Source organism: Blautia wexlerae (assembly GCF_013300825.1).
GTDB classification, from domain to species: Bacteria; Bacillota; Clostridia; order Lachnospirales; family Lachnospiraceae; genus Blautia_A; species Blautia_A wexlerae_B.
This window is the reverse complement of sequence record NZ_JAAIMY010000023.1, coordinates 47,038-63,267: the sequence shown is the minus strand read 5'-3', so window position 1 is coordinate 63,267 and position 16,230 is coordinate 47,038. Positions and strand designations below refer to the sequence as shown.

Below are 16,230 nucleotides of genomic sequence, written 5' to 3'. Positions count from 1 at the left end.
GGGAGCGTGAAAACCCGGCAACGGACTCCGGCAACCCGTCTGAAAAAACGATGGACGGTTTTGTGGAGGTCGCAGAACAGATGGAGCTTCCATTCTGAAAAGGACAGCCCGTTGCACCCCCTGTTGCTATCCCGTTGCCGAGCCGGTTGCCGGGGGAAATCCCATAACTGCGGGCTTTTCTCCCTTATAACAACCAAAACAACAGAAAAATAAAAGAAAAATATAAATAGTAACTATCGCCAGATTGAGATTGTTTGCAAGGTCTTTTGAAGCCCGTTGCCGGACTTCGTTGCCGACACCCTCTGTCTGGCTGTTTTCATGTATGGAGGATAACTGCCTATGGCAAATAATAAGATGAATATTGAAGGAAAAAATTACTCGGATATTCCGGTGTGGCGTAGATATACGCTTACCATTGAGGAAGCAGCCAGATATTATCATATCGGCGAAGGAAAATTGAGAACGCTTATTGACACACATCCCAATGAGGATTTTTATGTGATGAACGGCAATCGTGCCCTCATTAAGCGTGAGAAATTTGAGAGGTATCTGGATCAGGCTACTGCTGTGTAAACAGAGCTGACAGATTTACCGATTTCACATGATATAACTATGCGGAGAGCTGGATTTGTGCTATGATAAGAGCGCAAGTCTGGCTCTCTTTTTTGAAAGGAGAGTTCACGATGAGTGAGAAAAGACGAGATAACCGTAATCGGATTTTGCGAGAGGGCGAGTACCAGCGTAAAGATGGGAGGTATCGGTTCCGCTATATTGATGAGGACGGAAAAGAGAAAAATGTATATAGTTGGCGTTTGGACAAGAATGACCCAATGCCAAAAGGGAAGAAGCGGGAGCCTTCCCTGCGTGAGAAAGAAAAACAGATTGAAGCGGATTTGTTTGACCGTATCGTAACCAACGGTGGCAACTATACTGTTTTGGAACTGGTAGAAAAGTATGTTTCATTGAAAACAGGAGTTCGTCACAATACGGTTGCCGGATATAAAACGGTCATCAATATGCTGAAAAAAGAGAGTTTTGGGAATCTGCGAATTGATAAGGTGCGTTTGTCAGACGCAAAGGCATGGTTGATTAAGCTCCAACAAATTGATGGACGAGGATACAGTTCCATTCATTCGATCCGGGGAGTTCTCAGACCAGCATTTCAGATGGCAGTAGATGATGACCTGCTTCGCAAAAATCCATTTGAATTTGAGCTGGCATCCGTCATTGTTAATGATTCTGTTACCAGAGAAGCGATTACCCGAAAGCAGCAGAGAGATTTGCTGAAGTTTATTCAGGAGGATAAGCATTTCAGCAGATACTATGATGCAATCTATATTCTTTTTCACACAGGGCTTCGTATTTCAGAGTTCTGTGGGCTGACGATTTCGGAGATTGAGTTTGGAGAAATGCGTATTAAGGTAGACCATCAGTTACAGCGTACTGCACAGATGCAGTATGTAATTGAAGAACCAAAAACTGACAAAGGCATTCGCTATGTGCCGATGACGGAAGCTGTCGCAGCGTGTTTTCGCAGAATTATTGCCAACCGAAAGACACCAAAAGTTGAACCGATGGTGGAAGGATACGCTGGATTTTTATTTTTGGATAAAAACGATATGCCGATGGTTGCCCTTCACTGGGAGAAGTACATGGAGCATATCATTCAGAAATACAACAGGATTTACCGTATCCAGATGCCGAAAGTTACCCCTCATGTATGCAGGCACACCTTTTGCTCTAATATGGCAAAATCCGGGATGAATCCGAAAACCTTGCAGTATATCATGGGTCACGCAGACATCAGTGTAACCTTGAACACTTACACCCATGTGAATTTTGATGATGCAAAGGAAGAAGTATATCGGATAGCGAATAGTTAAAAAAGCCCGTTGGTAAGGACGCTTGCTTTACCAACGGATTTACCAAGATTGCAGGGAAAAACACAAGAAAATACGAGAAGATTTGAGAAGATACCTTGAAAAGAAAGGAAAACTCAAAAGTCGGAAAACCCTGAAATATCAAGCGTTTGAGAAGAAATACAAGATTTAAATGGAGATATAAAAAGATGATTAAAGTATTATTTGTTTGCCACGGCAACATCTGCCGCTCACCAATGGCAGAATTCATTTTTAAAGACATGGTTTCTAAACAAGGTCTTTCAGACCGGTTTTATATCGCATCTGCTGCAACCAGCACTGAGGAGATATGGAATGGAATCGGGAATCCGGTATATCCTCCGGCGCGAGAGGAGCTTGCTAAGCATGGGATTGATTGTAAGGGTAAGCGCGCAGTTCAACTAACGAAGGCAGATTATGATAAATATGATTATATTCTCGGTATGGACCACTGGAATCTGAAGAATATGTTAAGAATATTGAAATCAGATCCAGAGGACAAGGTTAAACTTCTTCTGGATTACAGTGATGATCCGCGGGATATCGCAGATCCGTGGTATACAGGTGGATTTGATGTCACATATTCAGATGTGGTGGAGGGCTGTGAGGCTTTTCTGGAATATCTGAAAGATAAAAAGAAACTGTAATAAGTATTGTCGATGAAATTTACTTTACAAATGGCTGGGACTATTCTATACTATGTCTACAGCGACTCTTAAGGGGGCTTTCGCTCCCTTATTTTCTTTTACCCGGAAGGGGTATCAACATTCAAATCAGGGCATCCTGCCCGTATTATTTTCAAAGCAAGAAAGGAACTGAATATGCAGAAAGACTATGAAACATTCGTAGAGAAACTGGAGATTGGTATTTACGAGGCTACAGGGATTCCGAGGGAAAATATTTCTTTTGAGAAAGAAGGCGGGAGGTTTGCGCCTGTAGGAGACAGACTGCTGGTGAAGTTTGCAGAGCATGATGATGCCTGGGAGGTCTGTGGACTTTATACACAGGAACTTTTTAAATCTTATCAGAATGGCAGTCCGTTTGAGGAAATTATGAAAGAAATCACAGATGACCTGAATCGAATTAAAAAGGCAGATATTTATGAAAAGACAAGAGTGATCAAGGATTATGAGAAGACAAAACCCCGCCTGTTTATCAGATTGCTGAATGCAGATAAATATGCCGCAGATCTTCAGGATGCGGTGTATAAAATCCTTGGTGATATTGCACTTGTGCTGTATATGAAAGTTACGGAATATGAAGGATGTGTGACAAGCACAAAAATCCGACAGGGAATGCTGGAACAGTGGGGGAAAGAATGTGATGAGGTGTTTAAAGAGGCACTTCTCAATACGTATTTCATGAGTCCGCCAAGAATTTACAGATGGGAACAGATGATTTTTAATCCGGAATATGAAGGCGAGAGTTTTATGAATTTGGGTGATAAGTGCGAATTGAAGAAAGATGCTATGGGAAACTGTCTCAGTACAACAAAGAAAACAAACGGTGCAGTTGCAGTATTTTTGCCGGGGGTGGCAGAACAACTGGCATATATGTTGGATTCTGATTTTTACATGGTGTTTACCAGTGTCCATGAAGTAATGATCCACAATGACAGATTTGTTGAACCTGAAGATCTGGAATGCGTTTTGCGGGATACCATCAGGGAAGCTACACCGAAAGAAGATTATCTGACATCGAGAATCTATCAGTATAACCGGGAAACCCATAAATTTATCTGTGTAACTTCGCTGGATGAAGATTAAAATAAAAAGATGAGAGCACTCCGTAAAGGAAAGGAGTGCTCTCAAATAAAAATATTTCACAAATGTTATAAATATTTTATACAGTTATCCTAATAGTGCGGAGTCATTGCTGAACTCTTCTCCGCTTGCTTTTTCAAACTGATCCAGAAGATTTTTAACTGTCAGTTTTTTCTTTTCTTCTCCCTGAATGTCCAGAATAATTTTTCCTTCCATCATCATGATCAGACGATTGCCATGTGCAATAGCATCCTTCATGTTGTGTGTGATCATCAATGTTGTAAGGTGATCGCGGTTTACGATCATATCTGTAATCTCCAGAACTTTGGCAGCTGTTTTTGGATCAAGAGCTGCAGTGTGTTCATCCAGAAGCAGAAGCTTTGGTTTCTGAAGTGTTGCCATCAGGAGAGTAAGAGCCTGTCTCTGACCGCCCGACAGAAGACCTACTTTGGAAGTCAGTCTGTCTTCCAGACCAAGACCAAGAATTTTCAGGAGTTCTTTGTATTCTTCGCGCTCTGCTTTAGTGATTCCGGAGCGGAGAAGACGGGATTTTCCGCGGCGTTTTGCAAGTGCAAGGTTTTCTTCGATACCCATTGTTGCAGCAGTTCCTGTCATTGGATCCTGAAACACACGTCCAAGGTATGTGGCACGTTTGTGTTCAGAAAGTTTTGTAACATCAATATTATCGATAAGAATCTGTCCTTCATCAACCGGCCAGGTTCCTGCGACGGCATTTAGCATAGTAGATTTGCCGGCGCCGTTTCCTCCGATAACAGTTACAAAATCGCCTTCATTCAGCTTCAGGTTCAGACCATTTAATGCACGTTTCTCATTAATGGTTCCGGGATTAAAGGTTTTATAGATATTTTTAAGTTCAAGCATTTTTATTTACCTCCCCTTTTGGCTGGTTTATTAAAATATTTGCCTTTCCAGTATGGGAATGCAAGGAAGAGAGCAACTACGATTGCGGACAGCATCTTCAACAGGTCAGTGTCGATACCCATCCAGATAACAATCTGAAGTACCAGATAATACAGAATGGAACCGAAGATAACTGCTAACAGGCGAAGGGCAAAATTGCGGAAAATACGTCCAAAGATTGCCTCACCAATAATAACTGCTGCCAGACCGATAACGATGGAACCACGTCCCATGTTGACATCTGCAAATCCCTGATACTGTGTAAGGAGTGCACTGGAAAGTCCTACCAGACCGTTGGAAATCATAAGTCCGAGAACTTTATTCATATTTGTGTTGATACCCTGGGCGCGTGACATATTTGGGTTACATCCGGTTGCGCGAAGGGAACAGCCAATCTCTGTTCCAAAGAACCAGTAAAGAATGGCAATCAGGAGAATACACATAACTGCTACAATAAAAATTGTGTTTTTGGAAAGAGATTCATTTTTTATATGTCGCAGGGAAACCAGAAGATTATATTTATCAACGTTGATTGCCTGATTTGCTTTTCCCATGATTTTCAGGTTTACGGAATACAGAGATAACTGTGTCAGGATTCCGGCAAGGATTGCGGGAATTCCCATAAAAGTGTGAAAAATTCCGGTCGCAAGGCCTGCCAGCATTCCGGCGAGAGTAGCGGCCAACATAGAAATCCAGACATTATGACCGGAAAGCATCATCATAATACACACTGCACCACCGGTGCACATAGTGCCATCAACTGTAAGATCTGCAATATCAAGAATACGGAAAGTGATATAAACACCGATTGCCATAATTCCCCAGATCAGACCTTGGGCTACTGCACCCGGAAGTGCAGTGATTAATGTTAAAATTTGCATTTGTAATTTCCTCCTGTTGAGACGTGAAAAGCGAGAGAGGCGTCAAACCTTTCCCGCTGATCGCATATAAATTGAATTTTTATAACTGTTTGATAAACTGTTATCTAAAATCTTGTTGGTGTGAGTGTTTTAACTACCTGACCGGATTTATTTGGCAGCTTCTTCAGTTGCATTATCTTCTGCTGTCTCATCAGAAGCTTCGTCTGTGTCTTCAGAAGCTTCGCCGATTGCAACATAATCATCCGGAACTTCGATGCCGAGCTCTTCACAGATATCTTTGTTATATTCTTTTGTGAAATTTGGTGCATATTCGATCGGCATTGTGGAAATATCTTCACCGTCTTTTAAAATCTTAACAGCCATTTTACCGGTTGTAACACCAAGGTCATAATAGCTGATGGAAAGTGTTGCAACACCGCATCCGCTGCAGATACCTTCTTCGCCTGTGATTACAGGAACTTTTGCCGGAAGGCAGATGTTGTTGATGATCTCTGTGTTGGAAGCAACTGTATTATCTGTCGGTACATAAATTACATCACTTGCGTCAGTTGCTGTTGTAGCAACAGAAGAGAGATCATTAGAGTCAGAGAATGCATAATATTCACATGTATATCCGAGTTTTTCAAGTTCAGCTTTTACTGTATCTACCTGATACTGAGAGTTTGCTTCGGCAGAACAGTAGAGAAGACCTACATTTTTTGCATCCGGGAAAAGTTCATTGAGCATTGCTGCCTGCTGATCAAGGGGAGCAAGGTCTGCAGTTCCGGAAATATTTCCGCCCACAGTCCCGTCGAAATCATCCAGTCCAAGCGCAACACCGTATTCAGTAACAGAAGTACCAAGAATCGGAATATCGCTTGTTCCTGCTGCAGCTGCCTGAAGAGCTGGGGTTGCATTTGCAAGAATCAGGTCAACATTGTTGGAAACGAAGCTGTTAATGATTGTGGAACAGGTGTTGGAATCTCCCTGTGCGTTCTGTTCGTCAAAGGTAACTGCGTCTTCGCCCAGTTCTTTAGTAACTTCATCTTTGAATCCCTGTGTCGCAGCGTCGAGAGCCTCGTGCTGTACAAGCTGACAGATACCGATTGTATATTTGTCTCCGTCAGCAGCACTTGCTGTTACTGCGCAGGTTCCCATAGCCATGGCTGCTGCAAGAGTGATTGCTAATGCTTTTCTTTTCATAATGATATATCCTCCTAATATAATATACATGAAACTTACCTGAATCCGAATGATTTTCTGCCGGAAAAGCAGTACTGGTAAATGATTCGGATAATATCGTCGGGTTATTCGACTATGACGTTTTAAAGTATAACGCTTTAATGCGGAAAAGTCAAGCGGCATGCACAATTATATTTTCAATTCATATAGTATAAAGAGCGTATGAAGAAAGCAGAGTGTTATCATGGCATATTCGATTATGCTGGATGCCGGACATGGAGGTCAGGATCCGGGAGCTGTATATAAGGGAAGACAGGAAAAGAATGACAATCTTAAACTTGCTCTTGCGGTAGGTGAGATTTTGAGAAATAAAGGGATTGATATCTCTTATACCCGTACCGGTGATGTCTATCAGACACCCTTTGAGAAGGCACAGCTTGCAAATCAGGCAGGAGTAGATTATTTTATTTCATTTCACCGAAACAGCAGTCCAAAGGAAAATCAATATAATGGAGCGGAAGTTCTGATTTATGATAAAAGTGGGATTAAATATCAGATGGCTGAGAATATTCTGGGAGCTCTGGGAGAAGTGGGATTTCGTGAAATTGGTGTAAAAGAGAGGCCGGGACTTGTGGTCCTCAGACGAACCAGGATGCCGGCTCTTTTAATAGAAACCGGATTTATCAATTCTGAAGAAGATAATAAACTGTTTGATAACAAGTTTGATGATATAGCTCAGGGAATTGCAGATGCGATTCTGGGAAGTCTGGATGAGGAAACGGTGCAGGAACCACTTTATTACAGAGTGCAGACTGGAGCGTTCAGAAAAAAAGAGAATGCAGACCGTATGTTATATCAGTTACTGGAAAAAGGTTATCCCTCTTTCATGTTGCATGAAAACGGACTGTATAAAGTTCAGACAGGTGCTTATCAGCAGATTGGTAATGCGGTGAATATGGAGCAGAGACTGAGGGATGACGGGTACAGTACGGTTATTGTGACAAAATAATCTTCTGAAAAATATTGAAAGTCTGCTGATTTCCTGTTTAAAATGGTTTTAAGAATTAACTTGGTTGTACGTTAATAGAAAAAATATGATACACTGTATCTATAGAAATTCCATGGAAATCCTCGTAAATAATGCATATTGTTCCGGTTTATCAGAGCGTAAAATTCTGTTGGACTGTCTCAAATGCATTATTTGTGAGGTGCTGTAGAAAAGAACAGATAACGAGGAGTTAGTAATGATAAGTGACGTATATGAAAAATTTTTAAAAAGTTCAGAAGAATTTATTTTCGCAGAAAACAAGCCGGAAAAATCTGATATTATTTTTGTTCCCGGAAACGGCTATCCGCAGATGGCAGAAGAAGCAGCAGAATTATTTAAGAAAGGGATGGCAGACTGGATTCTGCCCAGTGGAAAATACAGCGTAATAAATGGAAAGTTTTCAGGTGTTCTTGAAAAAAGCAATGTATATGATAAGAAATATGGAACAGAATGGGAATTCCTCAGGGATGTTCTTATAAAAAACGGAGTTCCGGATCAGAAAATCCTGAAAGAAGACCAGGCAACTTTTACTTATGAGAACGCAATTTATTCCAGACAGGTGACAGATCATGCAGGACTGGAAATAGAAAGAGCGATTTTGTGCTGCAAATCTTACCATGCAAGAAGATGTCTGATGTATTATCAGCTTTTGTATCCGGAAACAGAATTTTATGTGGTGCCTGTGAATGCAGATGGAATCACCAGAGAAAACTGGAGAAAGAACGAAGAAGGAATTGATGCGGTTACGGGAGAACTCTCCAGAATCGTGAAACAATTTTCACTGATGCTGGAGAGATGACAGTTACGGCTGTTCTTCTGTTTCAGTTTTCTTCTCTGGAAGCCAAATGTGGACAAGCTCGATTCTGTTTTTGTCCAGACGGTCAACAACCAGACGGATGCCACTTTCAAGTGTGACAGACTGACTCTCTTTGGGAAGACAGTCAAGCTGTTCAATAATATATCCGCCAATAGAATCATAATCCTCAGATTCCAGACTAATATGGAGCGCTTCGTTGATGTCATCTAGCTTGGCAGAACCCTGAACAACATATTCTCTTTCAGGCTGGATTTCTTTGATATCTTCGACTTCATCCTCATCGTATTCATCGCGGATTTCACCTACGATTTCTTCCAGCAGGTCTTCAAGTGTGACCAGACCGGCTGTGGCACCGTATTCATCCAGAACGATTGCCAGATTGACGGATGCCTTACGCATTTCAATCATCAGATCTGCTGTGGCTTTGTATTCATAGGTGAAGTATGGCTCGCGCAGGATATTACGGATTGAAAAAGGTTTATCTTTCGGATAAACGAGGAGATCTTTCATATTAATAATGCCGATTACATTATCCGTGTTGTCCTCATAAACCGGAAAACGGGTATGCATATCTTCACTGAAGACTGTCATAAGTTCATCATATGAAAAATTAACATCTATAAAGGTCATATCAATTCTGGGAATCATGACATCTTTTGCAGTAGAGTCACCGAAATCGAACACATTATAGATCATTTGTTTTTCTTCATTTTCGATGACACCGTCTTTTTCTCCTACATTGACAAGGGTGCGCAGTTCATGCTCAGTCATGGCATTTGCCTTTTCGTCCGGGTCAACATGCAGAATAATAAGTACACCTTCTGTTATTTTATTTACGATAAAAACAACAGGAGTAAGAAGAATCATAAGTCCGTATATTATTCTTGCGTAGGTCAGGGATAATTTCTCTGCATGGATCGTTGCCAGATTTTTTGGGGTAATCTCTCCAAAAATAAGAATTAGCAGAGTCAGGATGCCGGTTGCGATTCCCACATATGCGTTTCCCAGAACCTTTATGGTGAGTGTAGTCATGAGAGAAGAAACAGACATATTTACAATATTGTTTCCAATTAATACAGTGCTGAGCATCTTTGGGGAATCTGAAATTACTTTTTCCAGAATAACAGCACGTTTGTTTCCCTGTTCGGCAAGAGACTGTATCCGAATTTTATTTACAGTTGTCATAGCGGTTTCCGCAGAAGAAAAAAATGAGGAAAGTGCGATCAGTATCAGAATCGCTACCGCCTGAAAAGCAATACTTGAATCCAAGATTTATTTCACTCCTTTTTGATTATTCTTATTGATTGAATCATATCATAAAACATTTAAGCAAAATATACATGATTTCATATGAAAAATCAAGAAAAAGCTTGTAGTGCAATGATAGTGTGAAAAAAAATTAAAAGAGGACTGTCGAAAAAGTAAGATTTGTGTTATAATTCATTAGATTAAAATGAAAAAAAACATTACAGAATATTTACAAAACAGTAAAAGCCTGATAATATATAAATATGTAATACTATTGTATTACGTAAATGCGAAAGTAAACATTACAAGTAAACACTAAGAGACGAATATAAAACAGAGGTGCGATATGTCCAATAATATAAACAGAACAAGAAAAAACAGATTAAAAGGAAAAAATATTTTTGCAGCTGCAGCTTTGACAGCAGCTTTGATTGCGGGAAATAATGTACCGATTATAACAGAACAGGTCAGCGCTGCTGAGTCACAGGAGAATTCTGTGGCTTCGTTGATTCCGGATAATATTACGATTGATCAGCCTGTAGAACTTTCTGATGTGGGACTTCCGGCGACAGAATACGGAACTTTTGAATGGGCAGATGGAAGCTTTGTTCCGACTCAGCGCGTACAAAGTTGTGAGGTGCTTCTTATACCGGCAGAAGGGCAGGATTTAAGCCATGCGGACGGATGGGATCCGGAGAGTGGCACAGTTATCGGTTATATTAATGTAGTGGTAAGCAGTATTATGGATGATAATAATACTGAAAAAACGGATAATTTAGGCAAAGAGAATTCGGGCAAGCCGGAAAACGCGGATATAACAGAAACCCCGGATACAACAGATGATACTGACAAAAAGCCGGAAATGACTGAAACCCCATTAGAAAAACCTGACGCTGATGAAAAACCTGATGCAGATAATAAGGAAGATAAGGATAATCAGGCAGACAAAGGCGATGGAGCTGATGCAAATAATAAAGATGACGGGGCAGACAACAAGACCAAGACAGATGATAAGACAGATAGCAAAGATAATACTGTTGATACAGATAAGACAGACAAAGATACAGAAATTGTCGGCAAACTGGAACCGGCAGATGATGTAACACAGAATACGGAAGATGCGAAAAAAGATGATGAGGATGATACTGTAGATAATATTTTCGATGTTCCTGTTCTTCCGGATAATAAGGATGACCGTCCTACAGATGCAGAGGATTCTCTTTCGGACGAAGAAAAAGAAGAGAGAGCTGAGATTAATCATACCTGTAATGGTATTACAGTAAGCGGAGTTAATCTTCCGTGGTATGTACAGTTCAGAGTGTCAAGCGGTGACAGTTATAAGTTTACCAATGAGTCTGATGCGATGATCTTCCAGTCCTATGAATTTGAACTCTGGGATCTTCAAAACAATACAGAATATGAGATTCCTAATGGGGATTATATCAGTGTCACTGTACCAGTGAAATCAGGGTATCAATATACCATTGAACATCTTCTGGATAACGGAGCAACCGAGACGATTATTCCAAGCGTGGAGAATGATATTATGGTGTTCAGCACACATTCCTTCAGTCCATTTGGAATTGCAGGAAGCAGGCAGTTGGTAGGTCCTGATACAGGAGATGATACAGATAATACGGAAGCAGTAACTCCTACACCGGTCTCTTTGGACAGCCAGAGTTCAGATTCTGAAAAGAGTAATACAGTATCCATGAATGATAATTCTGATGGCAATAATGCTTCCTCATCTTCAACACAGGATGGTGGTTCAACAGAAGACAAAGTTGTAAAAAATAACAATGCGGTAAATACAGGGGACACAACGCCCATTATGCCGTTTGTGATACTGTTTGTGGCAGCGGCATTGATCACAGGAGCAGTTATATTTATAAAGAAGAGAAAGAAATAAGAGAATAACGCAGATTCCTCTCCCATATAGTTTAACAGGAGGGGAAGAAATGAAAGTCAGAGCCATTTTAAAATCATTATTGTTTTCGTATGCATTGACAGGAGTTGCATTGCTGTTTTTGGCTTTTGTACTGTTTGCTTTTGAATTGGGTGAAACAGCCGTAGATGCAGGGATTATCGTGATTTATGTACTTGCATGTTTTATGGGAGGCTTTATGGCCGGCAAAATTGTGCGTAAAGACAAATATCTGTGGGGTGTTATCACAGGTCTGGCTTACTATGTATTACTGTTGACTGTCTCTGTTATGGCAAAAGGCGGCTGGGATATGAGTGCAGCTCATGCAGTTACAACATTTTTTATGTGCACAGGCGGTGGAACACTGGGTGGAATGCTGTCGTAAAAAAAAGCTTTTAAAATGAAAAGATATATGATATACTATGCCAAGAATATAATTACATAAGGAGGATAGAGTTATGGAACATATCAAAACCCTGAATACAAAGAATTTACAGAACACTGTAAAAAAAGGTGGATGTGGCGAGTGCCAGACTTCCTGCCAGTCCGCATGTAAAACTTCCTGTACAGTAGGAAACCAGAGCTGCGAGCAGAAATAAGATCAGCTATGGAGAAATGAGATAAGCAGCGGAACTTTTATTCCGCTGCTTATCTTACGCTTAGAAAGGATTTTAGTAAAATGAGTCTGATTCACCGTTATAAAAGCAATGGCTTTAATATTGTACTGGATATCAATAGTGGATGCATCCATCTGGTAGATGAGGTTACATATGAGGTTCTTCCATATCTGGAAGAGGGCCTTGGCACAGAAGCTATTGCAGAGAAACTGGAAAACAAATATAACAGAGAAGATATTGAGACATCTGTAAGAGAATGTAATAAGCTGAAAGAAGATGGAATGCTTTTTACAAAAGATGTTTATGAGAATGTAATTGAAGAATTTTCAAATAACCGGCAGACCGTTGTAAAAGCATTGTGCCTGCACATTGCTCATGACTGCAATCTGGCCTGCCGTTATTGTTTTGCCGAAGAAGGCGAATATCATGGCAGAAGAGCTCTTATGTCCTATGAAGTCGGCAAAAAAGCTCTTGATTTCCTGATCGCGAACTCCGGTTCCAGAAAAAACCTGGAAGTAGATTTCTTTGGCGGCGAGCCGCTGATGAACTGGCAGGTTGTAAAAGACCTGGTGAAATATGGCAGAGAGCAGGAAAAGCTTCACAATAAGAAATTCCGTTTCACTTTAACAACAAACGGAGTTCTTCTGAATGATGAAGTAATGGAATTCTGCAATAAAGAGATGGGCAACGTTGTACTCAGTGTGGACGGACGTAAGGAAGTACATGACTACATGCGTCCATTCAGAAAAGGTGCAGGAAGCTATGATCTGATCATGCCGAAGTTCCAGAAGTTTGCAGAATCCAGAAATCAGGACAAGTATTATGTAAGAGGTACTTTTACCCACCATAATCTTGATTTCTCCAAGGATGTGCTTCATCTGGCAGATCTTGGATTCAAACAGATTTCCGTAGAGCCTGTAGTTGCGGCTGATACGGAGGAATATGCGATCCGTGAGGAGGATATCCCCCAGATCATGGAAGAGTATGATACTCTTGCAAAAGAAATGATCAAAAGAGAGAAAGAGGGAAAAGGATTTAACTTCTTCCATTTTATGATCGACCTTACAGGTGGTCCTTGTGTATACAAGAGACTGTCAGGCTGCGGTTCAGGAACAGAGTACCTGGCTGTAACACCCTGGGGTGATTTTTACCCATGTCACCAGTTTGTTGGTGAAGAACAGTATCTCATGGGAAATGTAGACGAAGGTATCACAAAGCCGGAAATCCAGAAGGAATTCGGCGGATGCAACGTTTACACAAAGAAAGACTGCAAAGACTGCTTCGCACGTTTCTACTGTAGTGGCGGATGTGCGGCAAATGCATTCCATTTCCAGGGAGATATCAAAGGCAATTATGAAATCGGATGCGAACTCCAGAGAAAACGTGTGGAGTGCGCCATCATGATAAAAGCCGCACTGGCATGTGATTAGTGGACAGGAATCTGTCTGACTGATACCGCCGTCGGCTGTTATCATAACAGAAAATGGCTGGCAGGCGGATGAACATGACCGCGGACAAAAAATCAAGAAGGGAAAAGAACTATGAAGAAAAGTAAAGGAATCGTAGTGCTGCTTCTGACACTGATCCTGACTGTGTTCTTTTGCTTTACTGCAGCCGTAGGTATCGGTCCTACCGGAACCGGTGCAGCAAAACATATCAACACGGGTCTTGATCTTGCCGGTGGTGTCAGCATTACCTACCAGGCTAAGGAGAGCAATCCGACAAGCGAAGAGATGTCAGATACGATCTACAAGCTTCAGAAGCGTGTAGAGCAGTACAGTACTGAGGCTCAGGTATACCAGGAAGGATCAGACCGTATTACAGTTGAAATTCCTGGTGTTACAGATGCAGATACTATTCTGAATGATCTGGGTAAACCAGGTTCCCTGTATTTCATCACAAAAGAAGATGCTGACGGAAACCAGAACTTTACTACAGGACAGGATGGATATGTTCTCTCCAGAACTATGGATGAAATCAAGGAATCCGGAAGTGTTGTTCTGGAAGGTTCTGATGTAGCAGATGCCCAGGGTGGTGCGATCCAGAATCAGAACACAAGTGCAAAGGAATATGTGGTAAGTCTTACTCTTACTTCTGATGGAGAAAACAGTGGTAAAACAAAATTTGCAGAAGCTACAAAGAATAATGTAGGCAAGCAGATCGCTATCGTCTATGACAATAACATTATCAGTGCTCCGAATGTAAATGAAGAGATTTCCGGCGGAAAAGCACAGATCAGCGGAATGTCTGACTTGGAAGAAGCACAGAACCTTGCTTCTTATATCCGTATCGGTTCTCTGGGACTGGAACTGGAAGAACTTCGTTCCAGTGTTGTAGCTGCACAGCTTGGTGAAGAAGCAATCTCTACAAGTGTTCTTGCAGGTGCGATCGGTCTGATCATCGTTATTATCTTTATGATCATTGCATACCGCATACCTGGTATAGTTGCAGGTATTGCACTGATTCTTTATACATCATTAATGCTGATCACACTGAATGCCTTTGATATTACTCTTACTCTTCCGGGTATTGCGGGTATTATCCTTGGTATCGGTATGGCGGTAGATGCCAATGTTATTATTTATGCCCGAATCAGAGAGGAAATCGGCGCAGGAGTTTCAGTAAGGAATTCTATTAAGTCCGGTTTCAGCAAAGCTTTCTCTGCAATCTTTGATGGAAATATTACAACGCTGATCGCAGCCTTTGTGCTGATGTGGCTTGGTTCAGGTACTGTTAAGGGATTTGCTTATACACTTGCCCTTGGTATCGTGATCTCCATGTTTACAGCACTGGTTGTATCCAGACTGATTGTAAATGCACTTTATGCAGTTGGTGTACGTGATCCGAAATTCTACGGTTCTGCAAAAGAACGTAAGGCAGTTGATTTCCTTGGAAAGAAGAAAGTATTCTTTGTTATTTCCATTATCCTAATCCTCTGCGGTCCGGCAGCGATGTTTGCTAATTCACATGCAGGAAACAAAGCGTTAAATTACAGCCTTGAGTTCTCAGGCGGTACTTCTACAACTGTTACATTTAATGAAGATATGGATATCAAGACCATTGATTCTGAAGTAACTCCTGTTGTAGAAGAGGTGACAGGAGATAAAAATGTTCAGCCTACAAAGGTAGTCGGAACAAATCAGGTTGTGATCAAGACACGTTCTCTGAATCAGAGCGAACGTGAAGCTCTGCAGAGTGCACTGGTTGAGAAATTTGGTGTAGATGACAGCACGATTTCCACAGAAAGTATTTCTTCTACAGTAAGTAGTGAAATGCGTCGTGATGCGATCGTAGCCGTTATAGTAGCTACAATCTGTATGCTTCTTTATATCTGGTTCAGATTTAAAGACATCCGTTTTGCAAGCAGTGCGGTATTGGCGCTTCTGCATGATGTTCTGGTTGTACTTGCATTCTATGCCATTGCCAGAGTATCTGTCGGTAATACATTTATTGCCTGTATGCTTACGATCGTAGGTTATTCTATCAATGCTACAATCGTCATCTTTGACCGTATACGTGAGAACCTTCACAGTGGTTCCAGAGAAAAACTGGCAGAAATTGTAAACACAAGTATCACACAGACTCTTACAAGAAGTATTTATACCTCTTTTACAACTTTTGTTATGGTAGCTGTTCTTTATATCATGGGTGTTTCTTCTATCCGTGAATTTGCAGCACCTCTGATGGTTGGTGTTCTTGTCGGTGCATATTCTTCTGTATGTATTACAGGTGCATTGTGGTATGTAATGAAAAAGAAATTTGCAGGAAAAGGACAGCCGGCAATTGCTGTAGCTTCCGCATCCGCAAAGTCCTCTTCAAAACCGAAGAAAGCACGTGATGTATCACAGAAAGATCCGACTCAGCCAAAGAAGAAAAACCGAAAAAGAGTAGCTGAACGTCTGGCTGCCGAAGAAGCAGCTAAGAAACAGCAGAATGATGATGCTGAATAAAA

At 41.2% G+C, this 16,230-nt stretch carries 15 protein-coding genes; 11 read left to right on the top strand and 4 right to left on the bottom strand.

Annotation, left to right across the window (positions count from 1 at the left end; translation table 11 throughout):
- The first annotated feature begins 339 nt into the window (after nt 1–339).
- From G4417_RS12180 to G4417_RS12165, 4 genes are all read left to right on the top strand, one after another.
- Complete coding sequence (locus G4417_RS12180) at nt 340–573, top strand: excisionase (RefSeq protein ID WP_016218019.1); 234 nt, start codon at nt 340–342, stop codon at nt 571–573.
- 110 nt (nt 574–683) lie between these two features.
- Nucleotides 684–1,883, top strand: coding sequence for a site-specific integrase (locus G4417_RS12175; protein WP_066562017.1), 1,200 nt, complete (start codon nt 684–686; stop codon nt 1,881–1,883).
- Between the two features lie 185 nt (nt 1,884–2,068).
- Complete coding sequence (locus G4417_RS12170; RefSeq protein ID WP_008703746.1) at nt 2,069–2,545, top strand: low molecular weight protein-tyrosine-phosphatase; 477 nt, start codon at nt 2,069–2,071, stop codon at nt 2,543–2,545.
- A gap of 174 nt (nt 2,546–2,719) precedes the next feature.
- The gene (locus G4417_RS12165; RefSeq protein ID WP_173683610.1) at nt 2,720–3,664 is read left to right on the top strand and encodes a DUF5688 family protein; all 945 of its coding nucleotides are present in this window, start codon (nt 2,720–2,722) and stop codon (nt 3,662–3,664) included.
- A gap of 84 nt (nt 3,665–3,748) precedes the next feature.
- Here G4417_RS12165 and G4417_RS12160 read toward each other — a convergent pair whose 3' ends face one another.
- The 3 genes from G4417_RS12160 to G4417_RS12150 form a co-directional block, all read right to left on the bottom strand.
- Nucleotides 3,749–4,543 (bottom strand): ABC transporter ATP-binding protein, encoded by a 795-nt coding sequence (locus G4417_RS12160; RefSeq protein WP_008703743.1) that lies wholly within the window; start codon nt 4,541–4,543, stop codon nt 3,749–3,751.
- Nucleotides 4,544–4,545: 2 nt separating this feature from the next.
- On the bottom strand, nt 4,546–5,463 hold the full coding sequence (locus tag G4417_RS12155; protein WP_173683609.1) for an ABC transporter permease: 918 nt from the start codon (nt 5,461–5,463) through the stop codon (nt 4,546–4,548).
- Between the two features lie 147 nt (nt 5,464–5,610).
- Nucleotides 5,611–6,645, bottom strand: coding sequence for an ABC transporter substrate-binding protein (locus G4417_RS12150; RefSeq protein ID WP_173683608.1), 1,035 nt, complete (start codon nt 6,643–6,645; stop codon nt 5,611–5,613).
- Nucleotides 6,646–6,868: 223 nt separating this feature from the next.
- On the opposite strand from G4417_RS12150, the gene G4417_RS12145 reads away from it, so the two are divergent.
- Nucleotides 6,869–7,633 (top strand): N-acetylmuramoyl-L-alanine amidase, encoded by a 765-nt coding sequence (locus G4417_RS12145; protein ID WP_173683607.1) that lies wholly within the window; start codon nt 6,869–6,871, stop codon nt 7,631–7,633.
- Nucleotides 7,634–7,868: 235 nt separating this feature from the next.
- Complete coding sequence (locus G4417_RS12140) at nt 7,869–8,471, top strand: YdcF family protein (RefSeq protein ID WP_173683606.1); 603 nt, start codon at nt 7,869–7,871, stop codon at nt 8,469–8,471.
- Nucleotides 8,472–8,474: 3 nt separating this feature from the next.
- Here the strand turns inward: G4417_RS12140 and G4417_RS12135 are convergent, their stop codons facing one another.
- The gene (locus G4417_RS12135; protein ID WP_173683605.1) at nt 8,475–9,758 is read right to left on the bottom strand and encodes an HlyC/CorC family transporter; all 1,284 of its coding nucleotides are present in this window, start codon (nt 9,756–9,758) and stop codon (nt 8,475–8,477) included.
- 325 nt (nt 9,759–10,083) lie between these two features.
- On the opposite strand from G4417_RS12135, the gene G4417_RS12130 reads away from it, so the two are divergent.
- The 5 genes from G4417_RS12130 to secD all read left to right on the top strand — a co-directional run bounded on the left by G4417_RS12130 (nt 10,084) and on the right by secD (nt 16,228).
- A complete protein-coding gene (locus G4417_RS12130) occupies nt 10,084–11,646 on the top strand; it encodes a hypothetical protein (protein ID WP_173683603.1) in 1,563 nt (520 codons plus the stop codon).
- A gap of 49 nt (nt 11,647–11,695) precedes the next feature.
- Nucleotides 11,696–12,046 (top strand): TIGR04086 family membrane protein, encoded by a 351-nt coding sequence (locus tag G4417_RS12125; RefSeq protein WP_173683602.1) that lies wholly within the window; start codon nt 11,696–11,698, stop codon nt 12,044–12,046.
- Between the two features lie 73 nt (nt 12,047–12,119).
- Nucleotides 12,120–12,260 (top strand): six-cysteine ranthipeptide SCIFF, encoded by a 141-nt coding sequence (scfA, locus tag G4417_RS12120; RefSeq protein WP_008703734.1) that lies wholly within the window; start codon nt 12,120–12,122, stop codon nt 12,258–12,260.
- 80 nt (nt 12,261–12,340) lie between these two features.
- A complete protein-coding gene (scfB, locus tag G4417_RS12115) occupies nt 12,341–13,708 on the top strand; it encodes a thioether cross-link-forming SCIFF peptide maturase (RefSeq protein WP_008703733.1) in 1,368 nt (455 codons plus the stop codon).
- A gap of 111 nt (nt 13,709–13,819) precedes the next feature.
- On the top strand, nt 13,820–16,228 hold the full coding sequence (gene secD, locus G4417_RS12110) for a protein translocase subunit SecD (RefSeq protein WP_173683601.1): 2,409 nt from the start codon (nt 13,820–13,822) through the stop codon (nt 16,226–16,228).
- Nucleotides 16,229–16,230 lie beyond the last annotated feature (2 nt).

Coding starts and splice junctions, on each gene's coding strand:
- G4417_RS12180 (WP_016218019.1), top strand. CDS start 340: ATGGCAAATAATAAGATGAATATTGAAGGAAAAAATTACTCGGATATT.
- G4417_RS12175 (WP_066562017.1), top strand. CDS start 684: ATGAGTGAGAAAAGACGAGATAACCGTAATCGGATTTTGCGAGAGGGC.
- G4417_RS12170 (WP_008703746.1), top strand. CDS start 2,069: ATGATTAAAGTATTATTTGTTTGCCACGGCAACATCTGCCGCTCACCA.
- G4417_RS12165 (WP_173683610.1), top strand. CDS start 2,720: ATGCAGAAAGACTATGAAACATTCGTAGAGAAACTGGAGATTGGTATT.
- G4417_RS12160 (WP_008703743.1), bottom strand. CDS start 4,543: ATGCTTGAACTTAAAAATATCTATAAAACCTTTAATCCCGGAACCATT.
- G4417_RS12155 (WP_173683609.1), bottom strand. CDS start 5,463: ATGCAAATTTTAACATTAATCACTGCACTTCCGGGTGCAGTAGCCCAA.
- G4417_RS12150 (WP_173683608.1), bottom strand. CDS start 6,645: ATGAAAAGAAAAGCATTAGCAATCACTCTTGCAGCAGCCATGGCTATG.
- G4417_RS12145 (WP_173683607.1), top strand. CDS start 6,869: ATGGCATATTCGATTATGCTGGATGCCGGACATGGAGGTCAGGATCCG.
- G4417_RS12140 (WP_173683606.1), top strand. CDS start 7,869: ATGATAAGTGACGTATATGAAAAATTTTTAAAAAGTTCAGAAGAATTT.
- G4417_RS12130 (WP_173683603.1), top strand. CDS start 10,084: ATGTCCAATAATATAAACAGAACAAGAAAAAACAGATTAAAAGGAAAA.
- G4417_RS12125 (WP_173683602.1), top strand. CDS start 11,696: ATGAAAGTCAGAGCCATTTTAAAATCATTATTGTTTTCGTATGCATTG.
- scfA (WP_008703734.1), top strand. CDS start 12,120: ATGGAACATATCAAAACCCTGAATACAAAGAATTTACAGAACACTGTA.
- scfB (WP_008703733.1), top strand. CDS start 12,341: ATGAGTCTGATTCACCGTTATAAAAGCAATGGCTTTAATATTGTACTG.
- secD (WP_173683601.1), top strand. CDS start 13,820: ATGAAGAAAAGTAAAGGAATCGTAGTGCTGCTTCTGACACTGATCCTG.